The 25,521-nt window shown below is 72.4% G+C and carries 25 protein-coding genes; 11 read left to right on the plus strand and 14 right to left on the minus strand.

The window, feature by feature from the left end; genetic code table 11:
• The first annotated feature begins 83 nt into the window (after nt 1-83).
• On the plus strand, nt 84-839 hold the full coding sequence (locus DEJ02_RS14450) for a GntR family transcriptional regulator (protein WP_111033531.1): 756 nt from the start codon (nt 84-86) through the stop codon (nt 837-839).
• 84 nt (nt 840-923) lie between these two features.
• On the opposite strand, the gene DEJ02_RS14455 is transcribed toward DEJ02_RS14450, so the two are convergent.
• A complete protein-coding gene (locus DEJ02_RS14455) occupies nt 924-2,252 on the minus strand; it encodes a glycosyltransferase (RefSeq protein ID WP_111033532.1) in 1,329 nt (442 codons plus the stop codon).
• 233 nt (nt 2,253-2,485) lie between these two features.
• Here DEJ02_RS14455 and DEJ02_RS14460 point away from each other — a divergent pair, with 233 nt between their 5' ends.
• The 5 genes from DEJ02_RS14460 to DEJ02_RS14480 all read left to right on the plus strand — a co-directional run bounded on the left by DEJ02_RS14460 (nt 2,486) and on the right by DEJ02_RS14480 (nt 8,739).
• Nucleotides 2,486-3,985 (plus strand): FAD-dependent oxidoreductase, encoded by a 1,500-nt coding sequence (locus DEJ02_RS14460; RefSeq protein WP_111033533.1) that lies wholly within the window; start codon nt 2,486-2,488, stop codon nt 3,983-3,985.
• Between the two features lie 52 nt (nt 3,986-4,037).
• Nucleotides 4,038-5,282 (plus strand): cytochrome P450, encoded by a 1,245-nt coding sequence (locus tag DEJ02_RS14465; RefSeq protein WP_111033534.1) that lies wholly within the window; start codon nt 4,038-4,040, stop codon nt 5,280-5,282.
• Between the two features lie 46 nt (nt 5,283-5,328).
• Nucleotides 5,329-6,015, plus strand: coding sequence for a hypothetical protein (locus DEJ02_RS14470; protein ID WP_111033535.1), 687 nt, complete (start codon nt 5,329-5,331; stop codon nt 6,013-6,015).
• Nucleotides 6,016-6,237: 222 nt separating this feature from the next.
• Nucleotides 6,238-7,239, plus strand: a complete 1,002-nt coding sequence (locus DEJ02_RS14475; RefSeq protein ID WP_146249296.1) for an endonuclease/exonuclease/phosphatase family protein — start codon at nt 6,238-6,240, stop codon at nt 7,237-7,239.
• Between the two features lie 159 nt (nt 7,240-7,398).
• Nucleotides 7,399-8,739, plus strand: coding sequence for a cation:dicarboxylate symporter family transporter (locus tag DEJ02_RS14480; RefSeq protein ID WP_111033537.1), 1,341 nt, complete (start codon nt 7,399-7,401; stop codon nt 8,737-8,739).
• Nucleotides 8,740-8,765: 26 nt separating this feature from the next.
• Here DEJ02_RS14480 and DEJ02_RS14485 read toward each other — a convergent pair whose 3' ends face one another.
• Entirely contained in the window at nt 8,766-9,278 is a 513-nt protein-coding gene (locus tag DEJ02_RS14485; protein ID WP_146249297.1) for a hypothetical protein, read from the minus strand.
• Between the two features lie 129 nt (nt 9,279-9,407).
• On the opposite strand from DEJ02_RS14485, the gene DEJ02_RS14490 reads away from it, so the two are divergent.
• Entirely contained in the window at nt 9,408-10,250 is an 843-nt protein-coding gene (locus tag DEJ02_RS14490; RefSeq protein ID WP_111033539.1) for a hypothetical protein, read from the plus strand.
• Between the two features lie 31 nt (nt 10,251-10,281).
• Here the strand turns inward: DEJ02_RS14490 and DEJ02_RS14495 are convergent, their stop codons facing one another.
• The 4 genes from DEJ02_RS14495 to DEJ02_RS14510 form a co-directional block, all read right to left on the minus strand.
• Entirely contained in the window at nt 10,282-11,499 is a 1,218-nt protein-coding gene (locus DEJ02_RS14495; RefSeq protein WP_258378747.1) for a glycosyltransferase, read from the minus strand.
• 122 nt (nt 11,500-11,621) lie between these two features.
• Nucleotides 11,622-12,959 carry an ABC transporter substrate-binding protein gene (locus DEJ02_RS14500; RefSeq protein ID WP_111033541.1) on the minus strand — a complete coding sequence of 446 codons (1,338 nt, stop codon included), beginning with the start codon at nt 12,957-12,959 and terminating at the stop codon, nt 11,622-11,624.
• Between the two features lie 56 nt (nt 12,960-13,015).
• Nucleotides 13,016-13,846 (minus strand): carbohydrate ABC transporter permease, encoded by an 831-nt coding sequence (locus DEJ02_RS14505; RefSeq protein WP_111033542.1) that lies wholly within the window; start codon nt 13,844-13,846, stop codon nt 13,016-13,018.
• Complete coding sequence (locus DEJ02_RS14510; RefSeq protein ID WP_258378748.1) at nt 13,846-14,691, minus strand: carbohydrate ABC transporter permease; 846 nt, start codon at nt 14,689-14,691, stop codon at nt 13,846-13,848. Before DEJ02_RS14510 ends, DEJ02_RS14505 begins: the two co-directional genes overlap by 1 nt.
• Nucleotides 14,692-15,073: 382 nt before the next feature.
• On the opposite strand from DEJ02_RS14510, the gene DEJ02_RS14515 reads away from it, so the two are divergent.
• Nucleotides 15,074-15,973, plus strand: coding sequence for an inositol monophosphatase (locus DEJ02_RS14515; protein ID WP_111033544.1), 900 nt, complete (start codon nt 15,074-15,076; stop codon nt 15,971-15,973).
• Nucleotides 15,974-16,056: 83 nt separating this feature from the next.
• Here the strand turns inward: DEJ02_RS14515 and DEJ02_RS14520 are convergent, their stop codons facing one another.
• The 6 genes from DEJ02_RS14520 to DEJ02_RS14545 all read right to left on the minus strand — a co-directional run bounded on the left by DEJ02_RS14520 (nt 16,057) and on the right by DEJ02_RS14545 (nt 21,651).
• Nucleotides 16,057-17,076 (minus strand): LacI family DNA-binding transcriptional regulator, encoded by a 1,020-nt coding sequence (locus tag DEJ02_RS14520; protein ID WP_181440373.1) that lies wholly within the window; start codon nt 17,074-17,076, stop codon nt 16,057-16,059.
• Between the two features lie 2 nt (nt 17,077-17,078).
• Entirely contained in the window at nt 17,079-17,729 is a 651-nt protein-coding gene (locus DEJ02_RS14525) for a 2'-5' RNA ligase family protein (protein WP_111033546.1), read from the minus strand.
• Nucleotides 17,730-17,891: 162 nt separating this feature from the next.
• Complete coding sequence (locus tag DEJ02_RS14530; protein ID WP_111033547.1) at nt 17,892-18,911, minus strand: LacI family DNA-binding transcriptional regulator; 1,020 nt, start codon at nt 18,909-18,911, stop codon at nt 17,892-17,894.
• A gap of 138 nt (nt 18,912-19,049) precedes the next feature.
• Nucleotides 19,050-20,171 carry a tyrosine-protein phosphatase gene (locus DEJ02_RS14535; RefSeq protein ID WP_111033548.1) on the minus strand — a complete coding sequence of 374 codons (1,122 nt, stop codon included), beginning with the start codon at nt 20,169-20,171 and terminating at the stop codon, nt 19,050-19,052.
• 169 nt (nt 20,172-20,340) lie between these two features.
• Nucleotides 20,341-21,150, minus strand: coding sequence for a trypsin-like serine protease (locus tag DEJ02_RS14540; protein WP_111033549.1), 810 nt, complete (start codon nt 21,148-21,150; stop codon nt 20,341-20,343).
• A gap of 3 nt (nt 21,151-21,153) precedes the next feature.
• Nucleotides 21,154-21,651: a hypothetical protein gene (locus DEJ02_RS14545; protein WP_111033550.1), complete on the minus strand. Its 498-nt coding sequence runs from the start codon at nt 21,649-21,651 to the stop codon at nt 21,154-21,156.
• Nucleotides 21,652-21,837: 186 nt separating this feature from the next.
• Here DEJ02_RS14545 and DEJ02_RS14550 point away from each other — a divergent pair, with 186 nt between their 5' ends.
• A complete protein-coding gene (locus DEJ02_RS14550) occupies nt 21,838-22,491 on the plus strand; it encodes a TetR family transcriptional regulator (protein WP_111033551.1) in 654 nt (217 codons plus the stop codon).
• Between the two features lie 45 nt (nt 22,492-22,536).
• Here DEJ02_RS14550 and DEJ02_RS14555 read toward each other — a convergent pair whose 3' ends face one another.
• Nucleotides 22,537-23,064, minus strand: a complete 528-nt coding sequence (locus tag DEJ02_RS14555; RefSeq protein ID WP_111033552.1) for a hypothetical protein — start codon at nt 23,062-23,064, stop codon at nt 22,537-22,539.
• Between the two features lie 129 nt (nt 23,065-23,193).
• Nucleotides 23,194-23,706, minus strand: a complete 513-nt coding sequence (locus tag DEJ02_RS14560) for a hypothetical protein (RefSeq protein ID WP_111033553.1) — start codon at nt 23,704-23,706, stop codon at nt 23,194-23,196.
• Nucleotides 23,707-23,839: 133 nt separating this feature from the next.
• Between DEJ02_RS14560 and DEJ02_RS14565 the strand changes: the two genes are divergently transcribed.
• Together DEJ02_RS14565 and DEJ02_RS14570 are read left to right on the plus strand one after the other, a co-directional pair.
• On the plus strand, nt 23,840-24,211 hold the full coding sequence (locus DEJ02_RS14565) for a tRNA-dihydrouridine synthase (RefSeq protein WP_258378749.1): 372 nt from the start codon (nt 23,840-23,842) through the stop codon (nt 24,209-24,211).
• On the plus strand, nt 24,211-25,515 hold the full coding sequence (locus DEJ02_RS14570) for a glutathionylspermidine synthase family protein (RefSeq protein WP_111033555.1): 1,305 nt from the start codon (nt 24,211-24,213) through the stop codon (nt 25,513-25,515). The genes DEJ02_RS14565 and DEJ02_RS14570 overlap by 1 nt, the downstream gene beginning before the upstream one ends.
• The last annotated feature ends 6 nt before the right edge of the window (nt 25,516-25,521 follow it).

Below are 25,521 nucleotides of genomic sequence, written 5' to 3' on the forward strand. Positions count from 1 at the left end.
TCGGCCCTGCGGTTCCGGTGTCGATCCCGCGAGGACTCCCACACACCTGGACAGCTCGAGCCGCTGCGGGGGAGGATCACCGGGTGCGACCACTGTTCCGGGACATCGCCGAGGACCTCGCCGACCGGGTGCTCCGCGGTGAGTTCGACGCCACGGGTGTCCTGCCGGCCGAGCACGACCTGGCGGCCGACTACGCCGTCGCGCGCGGCACCGTGCGGAACGCGCTCGAGCTGCTCCGCGACCGGCAGGTCCTGACGGCACGTGCCGGCTCCCGCTGGCGCGTGCGCACCACGACGCTCGGTCACGACGCGGGCGCGCTCGAGTCCTTTGGTCAACTGGCCAGGGCCAGGGGGCACGAGCCCGGCGGGCGGGTCGTGGCGGTCGAGGAACGGCCGGCCACCGTGCGCGAGCGGCGCCTGTTCCGCGCCGCGCACGACGAGCCCGTCCTGCACGTCGTGCGGGTGCGCTCCCTCGACGGTGTCGACGTCATGCTCGAGCGCACCGCCTACGCGCCGTGGGTCGCCGCCGTCATCCGGACGATCCCCGGCGGGCAGACGTCGGTGTCGGCGACCCTGGAGGACCGGTTCGGCATCCGGGTCGGTGCCGCCGTCACCACCGTGGACGCGCTGCTGGCCGACGACGCCGACGCCGCGCTCCTCGGGGTCCGGCCCGGCGCGGCCCTCCTGCAGGTGCGCCGGTCCAGCACTGCCGAGGACGGCCGCCCGCTCGAGGCGGGCGACGACCGGTACGTCGCCGGGACGGTGCCGCTCCGGATCCGGACGGCGTCCGCAACGGCACCGGCACCGCGGGCCGGCACCGGGCACGACGACGCGGGATGAGACGGACGGGAGGCCCGGTGCCAGCTGGCACCGGGCCTCCCGTCCGTCTCTTTCCGACCCCACGACGTGGGCCGGCAGGCGGGGTCAGCGTCGCGGGGTGCCGTCCGCGGCGACGGCCGCCGCCAGCCCGGCCTCGATGACGTCGACGGGGTCCGGCAGGGCCGCGATCGACGCCGCGACCTGACGGCTGCGGGCGCGGTGGGTCGGCGAGGCCAGGACCTCGCGGACCGCCCGACGGATCGCCGCCGGTCGTGGCGTCCCGGAACGCAGGTTCTGCCCGCACCCGGCCCACGCGACCCGGGTGGCGACCTCCGGCTTGTCCTCGGTCGACCCGGCGACCACGAGCGGCACGCCGTGTGCGAGAGCACGCTGCACCCCGCCGAACCCGCCGTTCGTGACGACGACGCTGCACCGCGGCAGCAGCTGGTCGTAGGGCAGGAAGGTCGCCACCCGGGCGTTCGCGGGCAGCGCCGTGCCGAGCGCGCGGTCGACCTGGTCGACGGGGCGGCCACCGGTGGTCGCGACGACGAGGACGTCCTCGTCGGCCAGCGCGCGGAGCGTCGGCGCGATGAGCCGGCCGAGGTCGACGGTGTCGATCGTGCCCTGGGTCACGAGCACCACCGGGGTGTCGGTGTCCAGGTCGTCCCACCACGCCGGCAGGTCGGCCGCGGGCGTCGGTGCCGCGCGGGCCACGACCGGACCGACGAACCGGACCGAGTCGGGGAGCTCGCGGCGCGGGTACTCGAGCTCCGCGACGCTCAGCTGGAACAGGGTGTCGAACGCGCGGTACGCGAAGTCGAACGTCCCGGTCTGCGACGGCGGCGCCCCCACCTCGGCGAGCACGGCGTCCACCGCTCGACGCAGCGGCCGGGTGAGCACGGGGTGGATCGCGGCGGTGAGCAGTCGGTTGCGCGCGCGAGCCACCGGCCCGCGTCCCGGGGAGAGCGCAGTGCCGAAGGGGGCGGCGTCGACGCTGGTGAGCGTCACCGGGGTGGTCGCGATCCCGAGCACGGGCAGACGCTCCGCGGACGGCAGGGCCAGGTACGGCGCGAGCCCGGTGAACGACGCCTCGCCGAGCACCGCGTCGAAGCGCCCCGCTGCCAGCAGCGCCGTCAGCGCGCGGTACTGGGACGGGATCGCGCGGACGAACATGGCGATGATGCCCTCGCGGACGACGGCGATCCCGCGTGCCGCATTGGCGTCGGCGAGCCGCTCCTGCAGATCGGCGTCGTCGAAGTCGACGTCGGCGGGCAGCGCCACGAACCGGAGCCCGGCGCCGACGACGAGGTCGCGGTACTTGGACCCCGTCAGCACGGTGATCTCGTGGCCGCGCTCCGCGAGGTCGCGGCCCACGTCGACGAGGGGCGCGAGGTGGCCGTAGACGGGCGGGGCGCAGAGCAGGTACGAGGACACGGGGCCGCTTCCGTCGGGGGATGGCCGGACGTTCGGAGCGTAGGTGCGGCGAGCAGGCGCGTGGCGCGGCGCGGACTGGGAGTGGGTGAGAGTCCTCGAGCACACGACGGCACACACGTCGGCGCATGGCTGACGTACTGCGTCCGCAGTAGCCGGGGCGCTCCCGCTGCAGTACCGCTCGCGCTCCGGATCGGCGCACGCTGAGGACCACCACACCCCGACGAGAGGACTCCATGGACATCGCAGTCGACATGACGAAGTGCCAGAGCTACGCCCAGTGCTGCTTCCTCGCACCCGGCGTGTTCCGGTTCGAGGGGGAGGAAGCGTTGGTCTACAACCCGAACCCGAGCGACGAGGAACGTTCTCGCGTCCTGGAGTCCGCGGCCGCGTGTCCGGTGCAGGCTATCCGGGTCGGGGGAACGCGCCTCCCGGTCCGGCATGCCGACCCCGCCGTGCGCGGTGCCGCGCCGTTGACGTCCAGCGACGCGGTCGTCATCGTCGGTGCATCGCTCGCCGGCCTCCGTGCCGCAGAGACGGTGCGCGCAGCGGGGTTCACCGGCGAGCTCACGATCGTCGGGGACGAGCCGCACCGGCCCTACGACCGCCCGCCGCTGTCGAAACAGGTGCTCACCGGCGTCGTCGGCACCACCACGACGACCCTCCCGCACGCGGCCGACCTGGACGCCGACTGGCGCCTGGGCCACGCAGCGGTCTCGCTGGACACGTCCGGCCGGGAGGTCGTCCTCGACGGTGGGGAACGCATCCGGTACACCCGGTTGCTGATCGCCACCGGACGTCGCTCCCGGCCGTGGCCGGTCGAGTCCGAGGCCGCCCTGGACGGCGTCTTCGTGCTGCGGACAGCAGACGACGCCTCACAGATCCGCGCCCGGTTGGAGGACCGGCCTCGTCGAGTGCTGGTGATCGGCGGTGGGTTCACCGGCGGCGAGATCGCGTCGTCGTGCAGCACCCTCGGCATCCCCGTCACCGTCGTCGATCGCGGGCCGGCTCCGATGGCGAAGGTCTTCGGGACCGCGATCGGACGGATGATGGCGGATGTCCAGCGCGAACACGGTGTGGACCTCCGGACCGGCACCGGCGTGGTGTCGTTGCTCGACGACGACAGCGGACGGCTCTGCGGTGCTCGACTCACCGACGGTTCCACCGTCGACGTCGACCTGGCGGTCGTCGCGGTCGGGGCCGTTCCCAACAGCGAGTGGCTCACCGGGTCCGGGGTCGCACAGGACGCCGGTGGAGTGCTCTGCGACGTCGCGCAGCGTGCGCTCGACACCGACGGGCAACCGATGGACGACGTCTTCGTCGCCGGTGACATCGCGCGGCACCCGAACCCGTCGGCGGGCCCCGGCCCCTGGACGAGCGAGCACTGGGGCGCCGCGGTCAGCCAGGCCGACGTCGCAGCGCGGAACCTCGTGCACGACAGCAACGTGCCGCACGAGAGCACCGCGGTCTTCTGGACGATGCAGTTCGGCAACGTCCTCAAGGCCGTCGGAGAGCCGTCCGTCGCGGACTCCGCGCAGGTCGCGCAGGGTTCCCTCGACGAGCGATCCGGCGTCGTCACGTTCGGCCGGGACGCACGCCTGGTGGCCGCCGTCGCCGTCAACCAGGCGAAGTGGCTGCCGTACTACCGCGCGCAGATCGCCGCTGGTGCGTCCTTCCCGCTCCAGGACCCGACCGTCGACCCGTCACGGAACCCCGGAGTGGCCGCAGCACGCTAGCGGACCGCTCCCACCACCACCGATCAGAGCCAGACGACAGGAGCACAACACGATGACGAACAACCCGCACACCGCGTCGACGACGTGGGACACGTTGCTCGAGCAGGACAACCGGCACGACCCCAACCCCCTCTACGCGCAGCTGCGCACCCACCCGGTGCAGCAGCTGGACAACGGCGCGTTCCTCGTCACCGGGTACGACGAGGTCGTGCAGCTCATGCACGACCCGCGGATCAGCTCCGACCCCATGGCGAAGCACCGCGCCGAGGGTGCCGATCCGGGCGAACCCGCGCTGACGTCGGCGTTCGTCATGACGGACCCGCCCGTGCACGATCGCCTGCGCCGGCAGACGATGCGCCACTTCGGACCGCCGCACGCCGCCGACTACATCGACGGGCTCCGACAGGACATCGATGCCATCACGAACGACCTCATCGACGGGTTCGCCGGACGCACCGAGATCGACGTCGTGGAGTCGTTCGCGTACCCGCTCCCGGTCGCGATGATCTGCGACGTGCTCGGCGTCCCCCCGGAGGACGAGCCCCGCTTCCACGCCTGGAGTTCAGCCATCATCGCGCCGCCGGAGGCCACGGACGACGCCGACGCCGCCGTCAAGCGGCGCGAAGCAGACGAGGCCAGCCGCGAGCTGGCTGCGTACCTCGGCGCACTCGCCGAGTCGCGGCGCGGCACACCGCAGGGCGATCTGCTCTCCGGACTCGTCAACGACCACGGCCCCGACGGGCCGATGTCGCAGACCGAAGTGCTCAACACGTCGATCATGCTGCTCGTCGGCGGGCACGAGACCACCGTCAACATGATCGCCAACGGCACCCTGACCATGCTGCGCCACCCCGACACCATCGAGCTGATCCGCGACAACCCGCACACCATCGCGCAGGTGTTCGAGGAGCTCATCCGAGTCGAACCGCCGGCGCAGGTGACCCCGAAGTACATCGCCCTCGCCGACGTCACCGTCGCAGGCGTCACCATCCCCGAGGGCGCACCCGTGTGGATCGCCTGGGCTGCAGCGAACCGCGACCCCCGGCACTTCCCCGAGCCGGACCGGTTCGACCCGCACCGCGCGGGCAACGACCACCTGAGCTTCGGCGCCGGGATCCACGCGTGCTTCGGCGCCCCACTGGCGCGGTTGGAAACCCAGATCGCCCTCGCCACCCTGTTCCGGCGGCTCGTCAACCCGAAACTGGTGCTCGACCCGCCGCCGTACCGCCGCAACGCGCTCCTCCGGGGTCCGAGTGAGCTCCGTGTCACCTTCGACGGAGTCCTTCCCGCCGCCTGACCGGAGCCGTGTCGGCGTCGCGGAGCCCGGGGGCTAGGGTCGCTGCATGACCACACCCGCGGGGGCGAGTTCGGGCAACGGCTACTGGCGCGGCCAGATCGGGGCGACGGCTCTGTTCGGCGTCGGCATGGTGGCGTGCAGCGTGGTGCTCTTCCGGGTGGACCCCGACGAGCCGGGGCGGGCGGTCCTGCTCGCGTTCGGGGGCCTGCTCTTCCTCACCACGCTCGGTTGGGCGGTCGACGCCGCGACCCGCTCGGACCCCCGACAGCGCGCGCTCTTCGCGTGGGCCATCGCCCAGCACGAGGTCGCGGGGCACGGCAACGACGCCCTCGCGCTGGCCGATGCCGCCCGTGCCCGCGACGGTGGGCTCGACGCCGAACGGATCCGGGCGCTGCAGGCGCTCCGCCCCGACAACCCGTACTCGGGCGGCCCGCTCGACGACGACTCGGACGGCGGGACCGCCGGAACTCGCGAGACGGGAGCGAACCGGCTCGGGATCGCCCTGCTCGCGCTGTTCCTCGCGCTGACCGGGTTGTACAGCAGCTGCTGGCCGTCGGTGTTCGTGCTCGGGTGGCCGTTCCAGTTCGTCGCGTCGATCCTCGCGGTGGTCGCGATCGTGCGGCCGGGTCGCGGACGCCGGCTCGGCGTCGTCGCGGCGATCGTCTCGGTGCTCGGCACCCTCGTGACGGTCGGCATGCTCGTGTGGCGAGTGGTCGCGGCGAACGGCAGCTAGCTGCCCGCGGTCGCGCGTGCGGCTCGCGACGTGCGCGGGTGACGGACTGGAGGCCCGGTGCCAGCTGGCACCGAGCCTCCAGTCCGATGTCGTGACGCCCCACGGCGTGGGCTGGTCCCCGGCGCCGCTGCGGGTGCGGCGGGTGCTGGCATCCAGCAGGATCCTCAGCGCGAGGTCGCCGTTCACCGGCGGCCGTAGGCTGCCGTCCACGATGATCCGAGGGTGCCTCGTCGTCGCGCTGCCGTCCGGACCCCCGTGGTGGTCGTGATCGTGCTGCTGGTCGGTGCCGTCCTCGGTGCCGTCTTCGTCGCCGCGCCGTGGCTCGCTGTCGGGCGGGCTCCGGTGCTCGCCGCCGTGCTGCCGGCCCGGTCCCTCGTGAGCGCGGGACTGGTCGCTGCCGGTGTCGCCCTGGTGCTCGTCGCCGTCGTCCTGCGACGCACGCGAGCCGTGCGGCTGGTCGCTGCGTCGCTCGGGGCGGTCCTGCTCGTCGTCGCAGTGGCGAACACGGCGGTGCTCGGCGTGCGGGGATGGGACGTGCGGCCGGTCGACGGTGCCCGGGGTGCACTCCGGGTGTTCGAGTGGAACACCAACGGAGGACTCGTCGGTGCGCAGGGCATCGCCCGCGCGGCACTGACCGCACGGGCAGACGTCGTCGTGCTCCCCGACGCGGGGGACCGACGGGCCGCCACCGCGGTGGCGCGGGCGATGGGGCAGTACGGTCGGCCGGTGCGGGTGTTCATGGGTGGTGCCGGCGCGCAGGTGGCGGTGCTCGTCGGGGCCGACCGCGCGTCCGGCGCGTCGATGTCGCCCGGCGTCGATCCGGTGAATACGATGACGGTGTCCGGGCCGTCGATCCCGACGATCGTCGCCGTGCACGCGCCGCAACCGTTCGTGCGTGGCCTGGCGGGCTGGCGGACCGACCTGCGGTGGGTCGGCGAACAGTGCGGCCGCGACGCTGACGTGGTCGTCTCGGGGGACTTCAACGGATCGGTCGACAGCTTCGACGGCGGGGGTCCCGGCTCGTGCCGGGACGCCGCGTCGACCGTGCATGCCGCGGGTCTGGGCACGTGGCCGACGTGGCTCGATCCGCGGCTCGCGATGCCGATCGACCACACCCTGGTCGATCCGTCGGCCGGTGTCGTCCGGTCGTGGAGTGTGCTGACCAGCCAGGACGACTCCGGCGCTCGGCACCGGCCGACCCTGACGGTCGTCGGCGGTAGCTGACCCGGACGGCGGCCCCTGTTTCGGTGGGCGAGGCCCAGTTTCGGTCGGCGCGCGGCTCTGTTTCGGTGGGCGTGCGGCGCTGTTTCGGTGGGCGCGCGGTGCGGGAGGTGGGAACAGACTCGCAACGTCGACGAAACACGCGCCCTGTGGGGTGGATGCATGGACGTCACCACCACGGATCGTGCTCCCGCTCGCTGGTACCACTCGCTGTTCGTGCAGATCGCGATCGGGGTGGCCCTCGGCATCGCCGTCGGAGTCTGCTTCCCTGCGGCCGCGCCGGTGCTCAACGTGGTCGGGCAGGGGTTCATCCGGCTGATCGAGATGGTGATCGCGCCGCTCGTGTTCATCGTCGTGGTGACGGGCATCGTGCACGTCGGCGACCTGCGGTCCGTGGGACGGATCGCCGGCAAGGCGATGATCTACTTCCTGCTCGCGTCGTCGTGCGCGCTCGTGTTCGGCCTGCTGGTCGGCAACCTCGTGCGCCCCGGGGCTGGCCTGCGGATCGACCCGTCGTCGCTCGACGCTTCGGCCGTGGCGGCGAAGACCGCGGGCGGCACGGCGCCGGACGCGGGGACCTTCATCCTCGACCTCATCCCGTCGAGCGTCGTGAACGCGTTCGCGACCAACGACATCCTGCAGGTGCTCGTCTTCGCGGTGTTCGTCGGCGCGGCGATCGCCGCCATCGGCAGTGACCGTGCGCGGCCGCTCGTGCGGGGCCTCGACCTGTGCCTCGAGGTCGTCTACCGGATCCTGGGCTGGGTGATGCGTCTGTCGCCGCTCGGTGCGTTCGGGGCGATGGCGTACGTGGTCGGGCAGTACGGCATCGACACCCTGGGGTCGTACGGGCTGCTGATCGCGGCCTGCTACGGCGCGGCGGCGGTGTTCATCGTGGCGCTGCTCGTCGGTGGGCGGCTGCTGTCCGGGGTGCCGATCTGGCGGTTCGTCTGGCACACCCGCGCGGAGTTCGGTCTGGCCCTGGGCACCGCGTCGACCGAGGCCGTGCTGCCGCGGATGATCACGCGGCTCACCGAGGTCGGCGTCTCACGGAGCGTCGCCGGGCTCGTCGTGCCGACGGGGTACTCGTTCAACCTCGACGGGGCGGCGATCTACCTGTCGATCTCGCTGCTGTTCCTGACCCAGGCGTTCGGGGTGCCGCTCACGCTCGAGCAGCAGGTCGCGGCACTCGGGGTGCTGCTGCTGACGTCGAAGGGCATGGCCGGGGTGCCGGGCTCGTCGTTCCTGGCGCTGTCCGCGACGGCGACGAGCCTCGGGCTGTTCCCGGTCGCTGGCGTCGCGCTGCTGCTCGGTGCCGACCGGATCATGGATGCGATGCGGGTGAGCGTCAACCTGCTCGGCAACTGCGTCGCGACGCTCGTGGTGGCGCGGTGGCAGGGCGAGCTCGACCGTGAGCGGGTGGAGGCGGTGCTCCGGCCTGGTCGAGGGGTGCGGCCGTCGTCGGAGCCATCGCCCGCAGCGGCGGTGTCGGCGCCGGTTCGCTGAGGGGTCGGGGCGCGCTCGCGGCGCGGTCAGCGTTCGAGGACGGCGCGCTGCTGGTCGTACTGCTGGCGGGTCCGGTGTCCGCCCATCTTGCGGACGACGGCGCCCGAGGGGTCACGCGTGATCCGCCACCAGATCGCGGTGCAGAGCGCGTCGACCGGCAGGGCCGTGCCGAGTCCGACCAGGAGCTGCCTGCCGAGGTCCGTCCGCCACGGCAGACCCGAGGCCTCGAGCGCGGTCACGACGAGCAGACAAACCACGATGGTGATCGGGCTGAGCCAGAGCTTCCGCACGGTGCGTTGACGTGCCACGTCGATCTCCGCCAGCTGCGCCAACGGCAGCGTCGAACCGACGTGCTCGCGCGGCTCGCCACCGACGATGACGGCGGCAGGGCCGGGGATGGTCGCTGTGTCGTCCGCATCCGTGGCGGGTCGCCACACCACGTCGTCCAGGTGCTCCACGTCGTCGTCGATGCGGAACCAGCCGCCTTCGAAGCCGTCGGCAGCGGCGTCGAGATCGGCTCGAGGCGTGGTCGTGGTCACGTCGGTCATCTTGGCAGCAACAGGCGCCGCTGGGGCACCACCGCTTCGGGGGTGGGCGGAGGCGTCGCTCGGGCCCGGGGCGCGTTCTGCTGACAGGATGGTCACGACACCACGGGGGCGGGGGCCGGTATGGGCACGGAACAGCAGGACTGGCGAGACCAGGGGACGGGCCCGACGACGGGGCGGGGCAACGCGATCGCCATCGCGCTCGTGCTGCCGGTGCTGCTCGTCGTGAGCTGGGCGGTCCAGATCGGGGCGTACCTGGCGCGCGACTTCGGGTCGATGGACGACCGGCTCGGTGCCGGGGGCGTGTTGGCACGGCTGGTGATCGGCGCCGTGCTCGCCGTGGGGATCCCAGTGGTCGTGCTCGTCGTGCAGGTCCGGGCTCGCCGGCGCGAACCGCGCCACTCACTGGTCGCCGTCGTTGCGGCGATCGTCGTGCTGGTCATCGCCGTGCCGTGGAACGGCCTGGTCCTGACGTCGCAGGTGCGGAGCGTGGCCGCCGACGCTCGGCGGTGGGCGCAGCCGGCGACCGCCGCCGAGCGGCACTTCGCCGACGGTGACGCCCGGGCCACGCTCGAGCGGATCGGGGACCGCACGGTGCGGATCCTCGGCGGCGACCGGAAGTCCGCCTTCCGGGACGGCCGACCCGCCGGCGGCGCGTACAGCGAGGAGTGCCAGCTGTCGAACGCGCACCAGGGGGTCCGGTGGCGGTACTGGTACCACCCGGGGGAGTACACCGACGAGCACGGCAAGGAACTCCTGCCCGAGGACCACACGCTGATCGAGGGCGCCAACCGCGACGTGGACCGCGTCCGCGCGTACTGGGAGTCCGAGGGCATCGACGCACGGTCCGAGGCGGACATGGTCCCCGACCAGATCTCGCCGACCGCAGACTGGCTCGAGAGCACCTCGTCGTACACGCGGCCCGGTCCGGACGTCGACCTGAGCACGATCTGCCTGGTGCGCTGACCGGAGTGACTTCGGGTCACCTGGTCGCCGCTCAGCGATGGTCAGCACGGTTCGTGGGCAGGCCGACCAGGCGCTCGACGGCGGCGAGGACGACGGCTGGCGGATCGCCGGCGGCGATCTCGGTCCGGATCCGTCCGGCGGCGACGCGGAACGCCGGCTCGGTCAGGAGTCGCGACGCGGTGGTGCGGATGTCCTCCGCGGTCGCTGTCGCGGCATCGAGGACGAGTCCGGCGCCCAGGGCGTCGACGCAGCCGCCGTTCGGCAACTGGTCCGCACCGAGCGGCAGGACCAGCAGGGGCACCCCGTGCGCGAGCGCTCCGGTCACCGATCCGGATCCGCCGTGGTTCACCACGAGGTCCACGAGCCCGAGCACCGAGTCCTGCGGGACGTACTGCTCGATCCGGATCGCTCCCGGGCCCGCCGGCACCGGGAAGGTCGTCGGGTCGACCCAGGGTCCGGTCGTCACGAGGATCCGCGCCGGCAGGGCCGCGAGCGCGTCGATGAGCCGGGCGAAGAGGTCGCCGGACTTCGTGTTGAACTCGGTGCCGAGCGTGACGTAGACGCGGGGTCCGTCGCCGGCGGCCAACCACGCCGCGGCGTCCGACGGTGGTGGTGACCAGGCGTCCGGTCGCATCCGGATGACCGGGCCATGCAGCTCGTGCCCGGATCGCATCGACGCCGGGAACGGGATGACGGTGAGCGCGCCGCCGAGCATGTGTTGCTGCGGGTCGGGCTCGAGTCCTGCGCGTCGGCGGAGCGCCTCGAGCGGCTCTCGCACCGCGTCGCGCCAGGTCCCGCCGGCCGAGGCGAAGGCCAGGACCACCACGCACGGCACCCCGGCTCGTTCGGCGGCGGTCATCGCGCCGAAGTCGAACTCTCCGCAGACCACGAGGTCAGCCGTCCACCGTGTGACCAGCCGTCCGACGTCGACGACGGCCCCGGCCGCCGCGTCCCCCAGGAAGACCTGGGGGACGCGGGTGAGCACCGTGCTCGGGTCGATCGGGGTCAGGGTTCCGGTGCCCGGCCTGCTCGCCGGCAGCTCCACGTCCCGCGGCTGCCGGTGCGAGAACCCGGTCTGTTCGAGGACCGCCTCGCGTGCACCGCTCAGCGCGGTTCGGTGTCCGGCAGCGCTGGCCGCGCGGGCGAGCGGCAGCATCGGCGCGAGGTGTCCCCGCCCGCGTGGGAACGAGAACACGATGCGCAGGGGTTCCGGGGCCCCGTAGCCGGGCCGGCCGTTCGCAGCAGACACCACAGGGCTCCGATCGTCGCGCGGGCCGCCAGCCCGCTTCGTCAGACAACCGTATGGCGAACAACGGTCGTGCTCCATGAACCCTTGGTCAGCCTCGCGGGGCGCTCACGCGCCGACCGTGCTCACTTGCCGGCGGCCTCGTTGTACGACTCGATCTGCTTGCCGGCCTGCTGCTCCGCATCGGTCATGGTCGACTCGACGTCGGCGCCCTCGACGATCCGGTTGAAAGCGCCGATGACGGTGGCGCGCACCGTCGGGAACGCTCCGGTGATGCAGCCGGCCGCGGCGACGCTCGTGGGGTCGTCGGCGAGCTGCTGGTACATCGTGGCGATGTTCGGGTCGGACAGGGAGCGCTTGCCCACGGTGGTGTCCTGGGCGTCGGTGTTCATCGCGACGTAGCCGGTCGCCTTCGCCCACTCGGCCTGCACGTCCGGTGTCTGGAGCCACTTGGCGAACGTGTACGACGCCTGCTGCTCGGCGGACGAGTGGCCCTTGCCGGAGATCCACAGCGCGTTGCCGCCGATGACCTGGCCGGCGTCGTCGGAGGCCGACGTCGTGGGGAACCGGGCGACGACGGACTTCGAGCCGTCCGGGTCGACCGTCGTGTAGGCGCCGGACGAGGTGAGCAGCATCCCGACCTTGTTGCTCGAGAACGCCGAGTTCTGCACGGTCGAGTCGGTGCCGGGGTTCAGGGCGGCGCCGTCCTGGTAGAGCTTCTGCAGTGTGGTCATGAACTGCACCTGGGTGTCCGAGGTGAGCGAGACGCCGGTGACCGGCTTGCCCTTCCGGCCGTTGTCCGGCGTGCAGAAGGGCTGGCCGCCCGACGCGCTGAGCTCTTCGAGCATCCACGAGTCGCCCATGTTCATGCTCATGCCGTAGCCACCGGTCGCGGCGTGTATCTTCTCGGCCCAGGTCGCGACCTGCGCCAGCGTCTTCGGCGGCTTCGTGGCGTCGAGGCCGGCCTTCGCGACGAGTGCCTTGTTCAGGTAGAGCACGGGCATCGAAACGGAGAACGGCATCGCCGCGAGTGACTTGCCGTCGCTGTAGTAGGTCGCGGCGGCCGGGGCGATCGTGTCGGTGCCCGACGTCGATCCGCTGATCTTCGCGGGGGACACCGTCTGGCCGGAGTCGATCATGAAGCCGGTCGACACGTCGTTCATCATGAGCAGGTCCGGTGTCGAGCCGGACTGCACCGCCGCCGTGTACTTCGTCTGGACGGCCGCGTAGTCGCCCTGGAACGACGACTTCACGGTGATGTGCTGGTCGTTCTCCTTGTTGAAGCGGGCGACGAGCGCGTCGAGCTCGGTCGCGGGCGGCCCGGACATGGCGTGCCAGAAGTCGACGGTGACGGGGCCGGAGCTGTCCGACGCGGAGCTCGACGTGGAGCACCCGGTCAGGGCGAGGACCGCGACGGCCCCGGTGGCGAGTGCGGTGAGGGCGGTGGAACGACGTGCGGGCATGGTGCGTCCTTCGGGTGTGGGGCGGGCGGGGGTCGGGGAGGGGATCGAGCGTGTCGTCACTTGAGCGCCCCGGCGGTGAGGCCGCCGGCGAGGAACCGCTGGGCGACGAGGACGAGGACCAGGACGGGGAGGGTCACCATGGCGGCGCCGGCGAGGACCACGCCGATGTCGGCGGCCTCGGCGTCCGACAGCTGGGCGATGCCGACCTGCACGGTGCGGTGCTCCGGCGAGTTGGTGACGAGGAGCGGCCAGAAGAACCCGTTCCAGGCGGCCGTCGCGCTCACCAGGGTGACCGAGACGAGCGTCGGGCGGGTGAGCGGCAGGAGCATGGACCGGATGAACCGGAAGTGTCCGGCGCCGTCGAGCACCGCGGCTTCGCGCAGCTCGTCCGGGAAGCTCAGGAACGCCTGGCGGAACAGGAAGATCGTCAGCGCCGAGGCCACGAACGGCAGGAAGACGACCAGGAGCGTGTCGATGAGGTGCCACGACGAGACGGTCAGGTAGTTCGCGATCAGGGTCGTCTCGCCGGGGATCATCATGCTGGCGAGCAGGACGAGGAACAGGGCACGGGCGCCCCGGAGCCGACAGAACACCAGGGCGTAGGCGGTGATGATGCCGATGACGACCTGCAGCACCGTCTGGGCGAGGGTGACGACGACGCTGTTCAGGAACTGCTGCCCGAGCGGGACGACCTGCGTGGCGCGGACGATGTTGTCGAGCGTCAGGTGGATCGGCACGAGACCGGCGAGGCCCTGGTCCAGGTACCGGGTCGGGGTGAGCGCGCCCTCGAAGACGTAGTAGAGCGGGAAGCAGACGACGACGACCGCGATGACGAGCCAGGCGTAGACGAAGACGCTCCGGAGCCGGCGTGCGGTGACGGGGCGCATCAGTAGTTCACCCGCTTCTCGAGCACGCCGAACTGCACGAGCGACAGCCCGAGGACCAGCAGGAACAGCACGACCCCGAGCGCGGCGGCGAGGCCGAAGTTCGCGCTGCCGGACCCGAAGGCCTGCTGGTAGATCGCGTAGACGAGGGTCTTCGAGGAGTCGGCCGGACCGCCGCCCGTGAGGATCTGGATCTGCCCGAAGGTCGTGAGTGCCTCGACGGTTCCGGTCACGACGACGAAGAAGAGCGTCGGCGTGACGAGCGGCAGGGAGATCGACCAGAGTGTCCGCACGGGCCCGGCACCGTCCAGGTGCGCCGCCTCGATGACGTCCTGGTCGATGGCGCCGAACGCTCCGAGCAGGAGCAGCACGGTGAACCCGAGCGACCCCCAGATCGTCACGACGATGACGCTCGCCAGGGCCCACTGGGTGCTCGTCAGGAACGGCACGGGCGCGCCGCCGAACTGGGTGATCACCGTGTTCAGCAGCCCGTTGCCGGGTGCGAGCATCGCCGCGAACGCGACGGACCCCGCTGACACGGACACGACCATGGGTGCCGTCAGGAGTGCGCGGAAGACCGGCAGGCCGCGGAGCTTCACGGTCAGGGGGATCACGACGAGCAGACCGAACACGATGCGGCCGACGACCACGCCGACGCAGAAGACCGCGGTGGTCAGCATCGTCTGTCCGAACGCGGGGTCGGTGAACGTGCGGACGTAGTTCTGCAGCCCCACCGAGCCCGCCGGCTGACCGAAGATGTCGGTGCCCTGGGTGCTGAGCACCAGGACGCGGCCGAGCGGGTAGAAGACGAAGACCGCGAACGCGAGCAGCGCCGGTGCGAGGAGCACCAGACCGAGCCGGCGGTCCGAGCGCAACGAGGACCGAGTCGTCCGGGTCGCCCGGGGTGGACGCGGCGACTGCGGCGACCGCGGCGACCCTGCGGTACGCGGGGGACCGGCGACCAGGCCGGACCTGACGGGGACCGTCATGGGGCGGACTCCTCCGAGTAGGGAACGTTCCCTAACCGGGAACGACTCCACTGTGCGGCGGGGGTCGGAGACCGGTCAAGGCACGTCGACCACCCGCCGTCACCCGTTCACGCCGCGTTCAACCCCTCCGCCGATCGGGTGCCGACGTTCACCGCCGCACGCCGCGCGTTCACCTCGGGTTCGGCCCGTCGACCGGCGTGGTTCGCCGTCCAGGGGCCTCGACGTCGTAGAACCGGGGACCATGCGAACCGTTCCTGCTCCCCAGACACTCCGGGCGATCGCCGAGGAGGCCGCGCGCACCGTTGCACCCGACCTGCTCGCCGTGTTCCGCGCCCCGATGACGATCAGCACGAAGCGCGATGCGCACGACGTGGTGACCCTGCACGACCGCGCGGCGGAAGAGGCGATCACGGCGGTGCTCACCGCGGCCGTGCCGGGCTCGGTCGTGCTGGGCGAAGAAGGCGGCACCACCGGCGGTACCGGCAGTACCGGCGCCGCCGGGGGCATCGACACCGCAGGCGACAACGGCGACACCGGCAGCGCCGCGGATCCCGTGGTGCGGTGGATCGTGGACCCGATCGACGGCACCGCGAACTTCGCCCGCGGACTCGCGTACTGGTGCATCTCGATCGCGGCCGAGGTCGACGGCGAGGTCGTCGCCGGTGTGGTGTTCGACCCGGTCGCCGACCACGTGTTCGCGGCGGACGACGACGGCGCCTGGCTCGACGGCGCCCCGATGCACTCGTCGTCGGGGCCGGACGACGCCGCGACGGTCCTGACGAGCTTCCCGGTGCAGCAGGACCTCGATCTGCTCGGTGAAGCAGCCGCGTTCGACCTCCTGCGGGACCTGACGCTCCGGTACCGCCACCACCACAGCCTCGGCAGCGGTGCCCTCAACCTGGTGCACGTCGCCGCCGGATGGTCGGACGTCACGATGGGCTTCGCCACGCACCCGTGGGACGTCGCCGCCGGGGCACTGGTGCTCGAGCGCGCCGGCGGGTGGTTCCGGGGCTTCCGTCGGGGCGAAGCCGTCGGCCGCGCCCAGCTGGCGGACGACTACGTCGCCGCCGGCGCCGGGGGCTCGCACGCCGAGCTGGTGCGCCGGGTGCAGGAGCTGTCGGCCACGACCGCCACCGTCTGAGCCGCCGCCCGGGCCGCCGGCCGGCCCGCCGACTGAGCCGCAGACCGGGCCGCCGACCGATTCGACGTGGGCGTCGCGAGCGGTCAGTCGAGCGGGTGCCCGGCGACCGCCCTCGCGGTGGACCCACGCGGCAGCAGGTGCGTCGGGAGCACCTCGTGCCGGTCGCCGCGACGACCCCGGAGCCGCTCGACCACGAGCTCGACCGCCCGCGCGCCCATCCGGACGCGCGGCTGGTCGACACTCGTCAGGTCGAGGCGTTCGCCGAGACCGGTGCCGTCGAACCCGGTCACCGCCGCCATCCGGGGGAGCGCGAGTCCCGCGACGTCGGCGATCGCCACGAGCCGCGCCGCGGTCGCGTCGTTCGTCGCGACGAAGGCCGTCACTCCGTCACCGAGGTGCCGCGCGATCCGCGCCGGGTCCTCCGCCAGGGCCTCGACGTCGTCGACGCGGTGGTCGCCCGGTGCGCCGAGCTGTGCGGTGACCGCGGCGTGCGCGACGGCACGACGGGTCGTCGACGGGTGGTCCGACTCCGCCACGAAGCACGTGCGTCGGTGCCCGAGTGCGGCGAGGTGGAGCACCAGTTCGCGCATGCCCGACTCCTCGTCGGCGCGCACGGTGTCGAGTCCGAGACCCGCGAGCGCCGACCCGCTCGACCCGAGGACCGCGACCGGCAGGTCGCATGCGACCGCAGCCAGCCGTGCCGGGGCGAGCCGACTGCTCAGGACCGCGACCCCGAGGACACCGTCGGCCGACCCGCGGGAGGCGTGCAGGGCCTCCAGGCCGTCGGCCAGTCGGGCAGGGTCACGGAACCCGTCCACGACGCGGAGCGCGAACCCGAGCGTCTGCGCGGTCGCGCGAGCGCTCCGGAGCGCTTCGTCGTGGAACGGGTTCGCGGCTTCGGTGACGACCACCCCGAGCACGAGCGGCGCGCCCTGCGCGCGTCGCCTTGCGAGCGTCCCGACCGGGAGGCCCAGCTCGTCTGCCGTCCGCACCGCGAGTTCCCGACGTGGCCGGGACACACCGTCGTCGCCCCGCAGGGCGAGTGACACGAGCGATCGCGAGACGGCGCACCGCTCGGCGACGTCGCGGAGGGTCGCGGCCACGGTCAGGCGAGCTTCCAGGTGTGGACGTGTTCCCACGTCATCGTCTGCCACCAGCGACCGGACCAGTCCGGGCTCGCGGTGCGGTAGAGCACGACGGTGTCGCCGCGGAACCCGGTCGGCACGTCGACGTCGAGCTCGCGGATGTACGCGCCGACCTCGTCGTGCAGGTCCGGTCGGCCGTACAGGTCGTGCGAGGCGAGCGAGAGGTGCGCGCGGTACTGCTCCGGGTCGTAGTCGTTCGCCAGCGGGACCTGCATCGGCTGCCGGAACGGTGCGACCACGGCCTCGATGTCGGCTGCGAGCCGGACGAAGTCGTCGTTGTGCGAGCCGTCCGGTCGGGTCGCGACGTCGTAGACGAACCCGATGCCCTGTTCACGGACGCCGGCGTTGTGGACGTCGAACGCCGGTCGGCCGTCGAGCAGTGCCGTGACGGCCGCGACGACCTGGTCCTCGTGGCTGCCGAACGGCTGGCTGCCGACGAGTGTGGCGTGCGGCGGGAAGGCACCGGCCGACAGCAGGCCGTACTGCGCGCGGAGCTGGTCGGTGACGACCGTGACGGCTCGGCAGGTGCGGGCGTCCGGGCGCAGGTAGATGCCGTGGCGGTACGGGTCGCTCGGGTCGCGCGGCAGCTTGGCGGTGACGTTCTGGGGCATGGGTCCGTCCGGGATCGGGGATGGGGAACGTTCCCGATGGTCGGGAACGTTCCCCATGATCGACTGGACGGGCCCGGATCTCACCCGTCGGTCCGTGACGGAACGGTGAACGATGGGTGTCGGCGACGCGGGGCCGGCCGTTCTCGTCGCTCCGCCCGACGGTCAGACCCGAGCGGCGGTCCGACCCGGTACCAGGGCGCCGTCGACCGCGTTGTGGGTGACGCCCGTCGAGCGACCGTCGATCTGGTCGACCACGTCGTCCACGGACAGGCGGCCGATCAGGCCGAGCGGCTGTCGCCACGAGGTGATTCCGAGCAGCTCCGTGGCGAGTGGGGCGACCCCGTCGTAGCCCGTGACCGACAGGTCGTCCGGTGCACGGAGGCCGCGGCGGCGCATCGACTCGAGCACTCCGACGGCCCAGCGGTCGCTCGGTGCCATGATCGCCGTCACACCGCCGGCCCGGAGCACCTGCTCGACGAACGAGTCGAGGTCCTCGGGGTCTGCGCCGTGGTCCTCGGAGCGGATCCGGAGCACCTCGGCGCCGCGCGCACGGAGTCGACGCACCATCGCGTCGGTGCGTGCCGACTGTGTCAGCGACCCGGACGGTGTGACCGTCAGCACCGCGACGCGACGGTGTCCGAGGTCGGCGACGTGGTCGGCGAGGCCGCGTCCGCCACCGCGCTCGTCGCAGTACGCGCTGCTCACCGCATCGTTCGTCTCGGGGCGCCCGGAGACCACGGTCGGGATGCGTCGGGCGAACGGCAGCACGTCGGCGATCGGCAGGGCCCCGCTGCAGACGATGAGCCCCTCGACGCGCAGGGAGACCAAGGTCTCGAGCGCCCGGCGTTCCTCGCTGACCGGGAACGACCCCGCACCGGTGGCGGTGACGACGCGGTACCCGCGCGCCGCCGCCTGCAGCTGGAACGCGGTCAGCAGGTGCCCGTAGAACGGGGTGGAGGCATCGCGGACGAACACCCCGAGCGTGTGCGTGCGGTGTGCCGACATGCCACGGGCGTTCGCGTTCGCGACGTAGCCCAGGTCGAGCGCGGCGCGCTTGACCCGCTCGGTCGTCGATGGAGCCACGCCGTACGCGCCGGCGAGGGCGCGGGAGACGACCGACTTCGACACACCGGCCAGGGCGGCGACGTCGTGGATGGTCGGGACGGCGGGGTGTCCGGTCACCGCGGGCGCCGTTGTCTGGAGGACTGCACGAGTGTCACGGTAGCCGGAGGGACGCCCGGACCGGGCGACGGTGGTGGTGAACAGTTGGTCACGCCGACCGCCCGGCGCGGGCCGCGGGCGGTCGGCGTGGGTGCCGGGCTAGCGCTTCGTGGCCGGGCGGCGGACCGTCAGGCGGTACTCCTTCGTCGTGGTGCCGTCCTGGGCGGTGACCGTGATGCGTGCCGTCCGGCCGGACACGTGCACAGCGGCGGCCGCGTTCGGGTTCGTCGTGTGCACGTGGACGTCGGCGACGCGCAGCGTCCGGACCGGGGCGGTCACGGTCGCACCGTGCGACGAGGCAGCGGCGGGCAGGTGGACACGCACGCCCGCGACCGCGATCGAGGACACGGTGGGGTCGTCCGACACGAGGAAACGCTCGCGCAGGGCGGCGGCCTCGTGCTTGGTCACGCCGATCGTGTCGGTCAGGTACGAGCCCATGCCGCCGTACTCGGTCGCGATGTCCTGCTCGAAGGTGCCCTGCAGCAGCTGCGGTGTCGCCCAGGTCACCCCGAGCTGCGTGTTCGAGAGCAGGTAGTCGTGCAGGATGTCCGCGCTGTCGACGCCGAGCACCCGGTCGAGCAGGTCCACCACGGTGCCGGTGCGGTCCATGCCGTGGGAGCAGTGGATCAGGACCGTGCCGCTGGTGTGCGTGGCGAGGATGCGGAGCACCCGGCGGTACGCGGTGATCATCGACCCGGGGGTCGCCTGGTCGACCCGGCCCTTGTCGACCAGGTCGTGGTACATCGCGGTGTCGTCGCTGTAGTCGCCGTCGGCGCCGAACATCGAGATGTCGACGTGGCGCGCACCGGGGATCGCGACGTCCGGCTTCGCGGCGATCTGGGACGGCGTGCGCAGGTCGACGACGAGGTCGACGTGGTACTCGTCGGCCAGGGTGGTGGCTCCGGCGGCGGTGACCTTGTCGAGTGACTCGGAGCGGATGAGGCGCGGGGCGTTCACGGTCTGCCCGGACCGTCCGTGGACCGCGGCGAGTTCGCGGCCGTTGACCAGCCCGGGGACGTCGGTGATCGGGTGGTCGGCGGCGGTGGAGGCCGGCTGCAGGGTGGTGTCGGCGTGGGCGGCCGTGACGGAGAACGCTGCGGAGGCGACGACGGCCAGGCCGGCGAGGGCGGCCGCGGCGACGCGGGTGGTGCGCGGAGAGTGGGTGCGCGGAGAGTGGGTGCGCGGGGAGCGGGTGAGTGGGGAGTGGCGGAGCGGGGACACGGGGCAACCTCGATCTGATCAGGACCCGGGGGTCGTGGGGAGCCGGACGTGGTGGCGTCCGGCTCCCCGCAGGATCGCGGCGCGGGTCGTCGGCGGTGTGGCGCCGAGGTGGCCGGGGCGTGTCCGGGTCATGAGGCAGCGCTCAGTCGCCCACCCGGCGGCCAGCGCCTCAGGACGCCGGGGCCAGCCGGTACCGGAACAGCTCGGTGAGGACCTGCTGGACAGGTGTGTAGAGCAGCACCGTCGACCCCGTCGTGCTCGTCGTCGATCTGCCCGAGACGATCCCGTACAACCGGTTCGTGGCGCTGATCACCGGTCCGCCGGCGTCGCCCGGCTCGATGCCGGCGCCGGCGCGCGCGGCGGCGAGGTGCTGCACGCCGGGATGGCTCCCTGCCGGCACGCGTGTGGCTGTCCATGAGCAGAGCAGCCCGCTCGCCGCACCGCTGGTGCAGAAGGGATCGGCATCTGGCTTGCCGATGCCGGTGACGGCGGCGCGTGCCAGGCCCCCGTCCACCCGGTTGAACACACGGCCCGATGCCCGGGGCGTCCACGTTGCGACGGACTGGTCGCACGAGCCGGTCGCCGCCCGGGCCCGGGTGCACGCCAGGGGCGGGATGACGGCGAGTTCGAGGTCCGACTCCGCGGACTGCCAGACCACGTTGCCGACGGTCGCGCCGTCGAGCTGCACGGGTGCCTGCAGTGGCGCGCAGTGCTTCGCGAGCACGACCCACCGGGTCGCCCGTTGGTATTGCTTGAGCTGGCTCCGGAACCCCTTGGCGGCCAGCACGGCACCGACCGTGCAGGTGCCGCCGGGGACACCGACCTCGGTGCCGGCGATGATCGGCGCTGCGACCCGGTCGGGGTCGCTCGTGGTGGCCGAGGCCGACGGAGCCCAGGTGAGGGTGGCCCCGGCGACGGCCGCCAGGGACACGGCGACGGCCAGGGTGCGGACGAGCGCCGGTTGCACGTGGCGGGTCACGGGTCAGCCGAGCGTGCGGGTGCCGTTGACGCGTCCGATCACCGACAGGGTGTCCGGGTCGCTGAGACGGGCGTGCCAGTGCAGCGTCCTGGTGCCGCGCGGCAGGTCCGGGAACGCCGCGGTGAAGCGGTAGTGGCCGCTGGCGCTGACGACGTCGTCGCCCGAGGTGACCTCGGCGATGTGCTTGTTGAACAGGCCCCGCGGCTTGCCCGGTGCGTCGTAGTAGACGATGACCAGGGTGCCGGGCTTCCCGGTCCCGGCGAAGGTGATGCCGGTGAAGCTCTTCCGGTCGGGCCCGCCGTGGGTCTTCGCGGTGAACGCCACGGACGCAGCCCGGGTCGAGGCGTGTGTGGCGTGCGCCGTGTGGGAGATCGTGGCGGCTCCGGCCTGCGCGGGGACCAGGACGCCGGCGGCGAGCGCGCCGCCGAGTGTGACGCAGGTCGCGAGCACGGTCAGTCGGCGGACCGATGGGGAGCGGTGGGTGGACGGGGTCGAACGCATGGGGACTCCTCGGTTCGTGGGTGCGGGCCGGGGTGGCCCGGTGTGCGTGAACGCTAACAACGCGCCAGACGATCGTCTATCGAAATCCTGAAGCTGAGGGGATCAGAGGCATTGCGCCCGGCGTGACCGCTGCCGTCTCCTGGCCAGACGTTCGTATGATGAACAAAGACCCGACCGAGGAGTGCGATGAACCAGCGGCAGCAGGCGAAGACCCGGACCCGCGAGCAGATCATCGAGGCTGCGGCGGCGGAGTTCGCGAGCCACGGCTACGCGGGGACCTCGTTCGCGCGGGTCGCCGCCGCGATGGACCGCCCGAAGTCGGCGATCGGCTACCACGTGTTCTCGTCCAAACACGAGCTCGCCTTCGCGGTCATCGAGCGGCAGCAGGCGCGCTGGGCGGCGATCGACTCACTGATCCGGCAGCCCGAGGGGCTCGAGCACCTACTCGTCATGCTGACGTCCGCCTGTTCCGACGCCATACGGTGCCCGGTGGCTGCCGGGGCGATCCGCCTGAGTCACGAACTCCGCGGTGCGGGGGAAGTGATTCCACGGGTCTTCACGTGGGACGACTACGTCCGTCGGCACCTGTCGGCTTCGAGCGGTGGCACCGGACCGGCCACCGACCCCGAGTGGGCACGTGCGGCGGACCTCGTGCTGACGTCGACCTTCGGGGTGATGTGGGCCCGCACGAGCGCCCGGCTGACGCGGGACACCGAGGGGCAGCTCCGGGATCTGTGGGCGGCGCTGTTCACCGGGCTCGGTCTGCCGGGTGTGCACGCGCTGCTCGAGCAGGTGGAGCCCGTGCGCGTGGGCGGGCACCCGGCAGAGGCCGAGGGCTGACCCCGGCGGGCGTGGCATCCCTGCCCTCCCGCCGGGGTGCCTGCCCTACTTCTTCTGCTCGGAGCCGTCCGGGTTCACGACGTACCAGACGCCCTTGTCGCCCTGACCCGTCACGTCACCGGCCTTCTTGTCCCCGATGAAGGTGTAGATCGGTCGGCCGTCGATCGTGATCTGCCGTCCGCCGTCCACGCCCGTGATGGTGCCGACCTTGCCGGTGATGCCGGACACCTTCGGTGTCGCCGTCGTCGCCTCGATCGCGGGCCACGCGGTCGCGCAGCCACCGGTGCAGGTGCTCTTGCCGGAGTCCTTGACGTCGGCGTCGAAGTAGTACGCGGTCATGCCCTTGCCGTCGACGACGACCTTGCCGAGTGTCGTCGCGGCGACGGTCACGTCGACCGACGGTGACGAGTCGGTCGTCGCGGGCGCGTCGCCCTGCGCAGCGGGGGACGGTGATGGCGAGGGTGCTGCGGATCCGGCGGTGGAGCAGCCGGCGAGGCCGAGGGTCAGGAGCAGCGCGGCCCCGAGTGCGATGGACGCGGGTCGGGATGACGGGGTGCGGTGGGGTGTCGACACGGGGGCTCCTCGAGGTCAGGTCTCGCCGCTGACTGCTGGCCAGACGTTCGTCTAGCGAACGTAACCGCAGGACGGGACGGGAGCCAGCACCCTGCGCGCCCTCTCATCGTGCCGGCCGTGGATCGGTGGTCAGCGCTCGGTGTGCTCGACGAGGTGGACGCCCTCGACGCGGCCGAGGACGGCCAGCGACGCGGGGTCGATCAGCCGGGCGCTCCACGACGCCCGGTCGGCTCCACGGGGCAGCTCGGGCAGCGCCGCCGTGAAGGCGAACCGGCCGGTCGAGCCGACGGCGCTGCTGCCCGGCTCGACCTCCGCGACGCGCTCGTTCCCGGAGTCGTCCCCGGGGCTGCCGTAGTGGACGACGACGACGGCACCGGGGGTGCCCAGTCCGGCGAACCGCACCCTGACCACTCCGCTGGTGCCGACCGTCCGTGGTGGGCGGATCGCGAACCGGTGCGCGCCGCTCGTCACCGGCGGTGCCCCGAGTGCGGCGCCGAGTGCGCCGGATGCGCCGAGGCCGATCGTCTCGGGTCCCGGCGTGGTCGGTGACGGCGCGGGCAGGGCGATGGCGACGGCGAGCGCAGCGATCCCCACGGCGAGGACGATCGGAGATGCCCGGACCCGATCGGTGCTCCGTGGCATGGTCGGCCCTCTCGTGGACGGTGTGCGGCGGGCGCCGCCACCACACACGCTACCGGTTCGCCAGACGATCGTCTGCGCTGACCAACGTGCCGACGCGGACACCGGTCCGTGGTGAGCGGTACTGTTCCCCTTCGTGAGTGTTCGTCGCCGTGCTTCCCGTGTCATCTCCATCGGGGTGGTCGCAGCCCTGGCAGCGTCGTTGACCGGGTGCGGCGAGGGCGCCGGCGTCGACAGTGACTACGCGAAGATCTGCCGCGACAACGCGACCGAGAAGCGGTTGCCGGACGACGACTGCAACAACCACGGCGGGCACGCCGGCTGGTACTTCCTGCCGCTCTTCGCCAACCGTGCCACGAGGGTCCCCGGCGTCGGGGATGCGGTCTCCGGCGGCACGAGCGCCCTGCCCGCCGGGAAGACCGCGAAGGCTGGCGTCTCGTCCCGCGGGAGCTCGGTCACCAAGGGCGGCTTCGGCGGAGCCGGCGGACACGGTGGGTTCGGCGGCTGATGGAGCGCATCGAGTTCCCCGAGCGTCCGGACTGGCGGCGCCGGATCCAGCAGACCGGGTTGATCTACTCGCGGTCCGTCCGCGACGACGGCACGCCCGTCGAGTACTGGAACGACACCGCCGCGTACGTCTTCACGCTGCCGGAGGTCGAGGCGCTCGAGCGGCAGACCGAGGAACTGCACCGGATGTGCCTCGAAGCCGCCCGGTACCTCGCCACCGGCGCCCTCGGCACGCTGGGCCTGACGCGAGCCGGGTTCGACCTCGCCGCGTGGTCGCTCGAGCACGATGAGCCCGACCTGTACGCGCGGTTCGACCTGGCCTACGCCGGAGACGGTTCACCCGCCAAGATGCTCGAGTACAACGGGGACACCCCGACCGGGTTGATCGAGGCATCGGTCACGCAGTGGCACTGGATGCAGGACCGGCTCGCCACCGGCGAACTGTCCGCCGAGACCGACCAGTGGAACGGCATCCACGAGGCGATGGTGGCGCGCTGGCGGACACTGCTGCACGAGTCCCTGCGCGCCGAGGACGGTGGCCGACTGTTCGTGGCGCACTCCGACCTCGACACGGCGGGCGAGGACTGGGACACGGTGGCCTACATGCGCGACCTGGCGGGGGAGGCCGGGTGGGAGCACACCGGCATCGAGATGAAGGACATCGGCTGGCACGCGACGGCCCGCCAGTTCGTCGGCGACCAGGAGCCGGTCGGTTCGTCGCGGAGCGTGTTCACGCTGCCCGGGGACGCTCCGGGGACCCAGTACCCGGTGATCCGCAACCTCTTCAAGCTGTACCCGTGGGAGGACCTCGTCTCCGGGGACGACCGGGCGCAGGGCGACGAGGAGTTCGGCGCCTTCCTGGTCAGCGACCGCGGGCGGCTCGGCCGCTGGTACGAGCCGGCGTGGAAGATGTTCCTGTCGAACAAGCTGCTGCTCGTCGCGCTCTGGCGCTTGTTCCCGGGTCACCCGAACCTGCTGCCGGCCTTCGCGGACGGTCCGAACGGCATGCGCGACTTCGTCGTGAAGCCCGTGTTCGGGCGTGAGGGCGACGGCATCGCGGTGCACCGATCCGACGGTTCGGTCACGACGAACGGTCGCGAGTACCGGCGCCCCGGCTCCGGGGCCGAACGGGTGTGGCAGCAGTACCACGAGCTCCCGGACTTCCCGGGGTCGAACGGGCACAACCACCCGGTGCTCGGGTCGTGGGTCGTGGGCGGCGAGTCCTTCGGAGTCGGCATCCGCGAGTCCGACGGGCCGATCACGGACTACTGGTGCCGGTTCGCCCCGAACATCATCGCGGCCTGACGCCGG

It is taken from the genome of Curtobacterium sp. MCLR17_042 (assembly GCF_003234695.1).
Taxonomy (GTDB): Bacteria; Actinomycetota; Actinomycetes; order Actinomycetales; family Microbacteriaceae; genus Curtobacterium; species Curtobacterium flaccumfaciens.

Excerpts from the sequence above, each read along its gene's own strand:
- DEJ02_RS14490 (WP_111033539.1), top strand. The coding sequence starts at position 9,408 with ATGGGCACGGAACAGCAGGACTGGCGAGACCAGGGGACGGGCCCGACG.
- DEJ02_RS14465 (WP_111033534.1), top strand. The coding sequence starts at position 4,038 with ATGACGAACAACCCGCACACCGCGTCGACGACGTGGGACACGTTGCTC.
- DEJ02_RS14470 (WP_111033535.1), top strand. The coding sequence starts at position 5,329 with ATGACCACACCCGCGGGGGCGAGTTCGGGCAACGGCTACTGGCGCGGC.
- DEJ02_RS14550 (WP_111033551.1), top strand. The coding sequence starts at position 21,838 with ATGAACCAGCGGCAGCAGGCGAAGACCCGGACCCGCGAGCAGATCATC.
- DEJ02_RS14505 (WP_111033542.1), bottom strand. The coding sequence starts at position 13,846 with ATGCGCCCCGTCACCGCACGCCGGCTCCGGAGCGTCTTCGTCTACGCC.
- DEJ02_RS14560 (WP_111033553.1), bottom strand. The coding sequence starts at position 23,706 with ATGCCACGGAGCACCGATCGGGTCCGGGCATCTCCGATCGTCCTCGCC.
- DEJ02_RS14480 (WP_111033537.1), top strand. The coding sequence starts at position 7,399 with ATGGACGTCACCACCACGGATCGTGCTCCCGCTCGCTGGTACCACTCG.
- DEJ02_RS14460 (WP_111033533.1), top strand. The coding sequence starts at position 2,486 with ATGGACATCGCAGTCGACATGACGAAGTGCCAGAGCTACGCCCAGTGC.
- DEJ02_RS14570 (WP_111033555.1), top strand. The coding sequence starts at position 24,211 with ATGGAGCGCATCGAGTTCCCCGAGCGTCCGGACTGGCGGCGCCGGATC.
- DEJ02_RS14500 (WP_111033541.1), bottom strand. The coding sequence starts at position 12,959 with ATGCCCGCACGTCGTTCCACCGCCCTCACCGCACTCGCCACCGGGGCC.
- DEJ02_RS14525 (WP_111033546.1), bottom strand. The coding sequence starts at position 17,729 with ATGCCCCAGAACGTCACCGCCAAGCTGCCGCGCGACCCGAGCGACCCG.
- DEJ02_RS14545 (WP_111033550.1), bottom strand. The coding sequence starts at position 21,651 with ATGCGTTCGACCCCGTCCACCCACCGCTCCCCATCGGTCCGCCGACTG.
- DEJ02_RS14515 (WP_111033544.1), top strand. The coding sequence starts at position 15,074 with ATGCGAACCGTTCCTGCTCCCCAGACACTCCGGGCGATCGCCGAGGAG.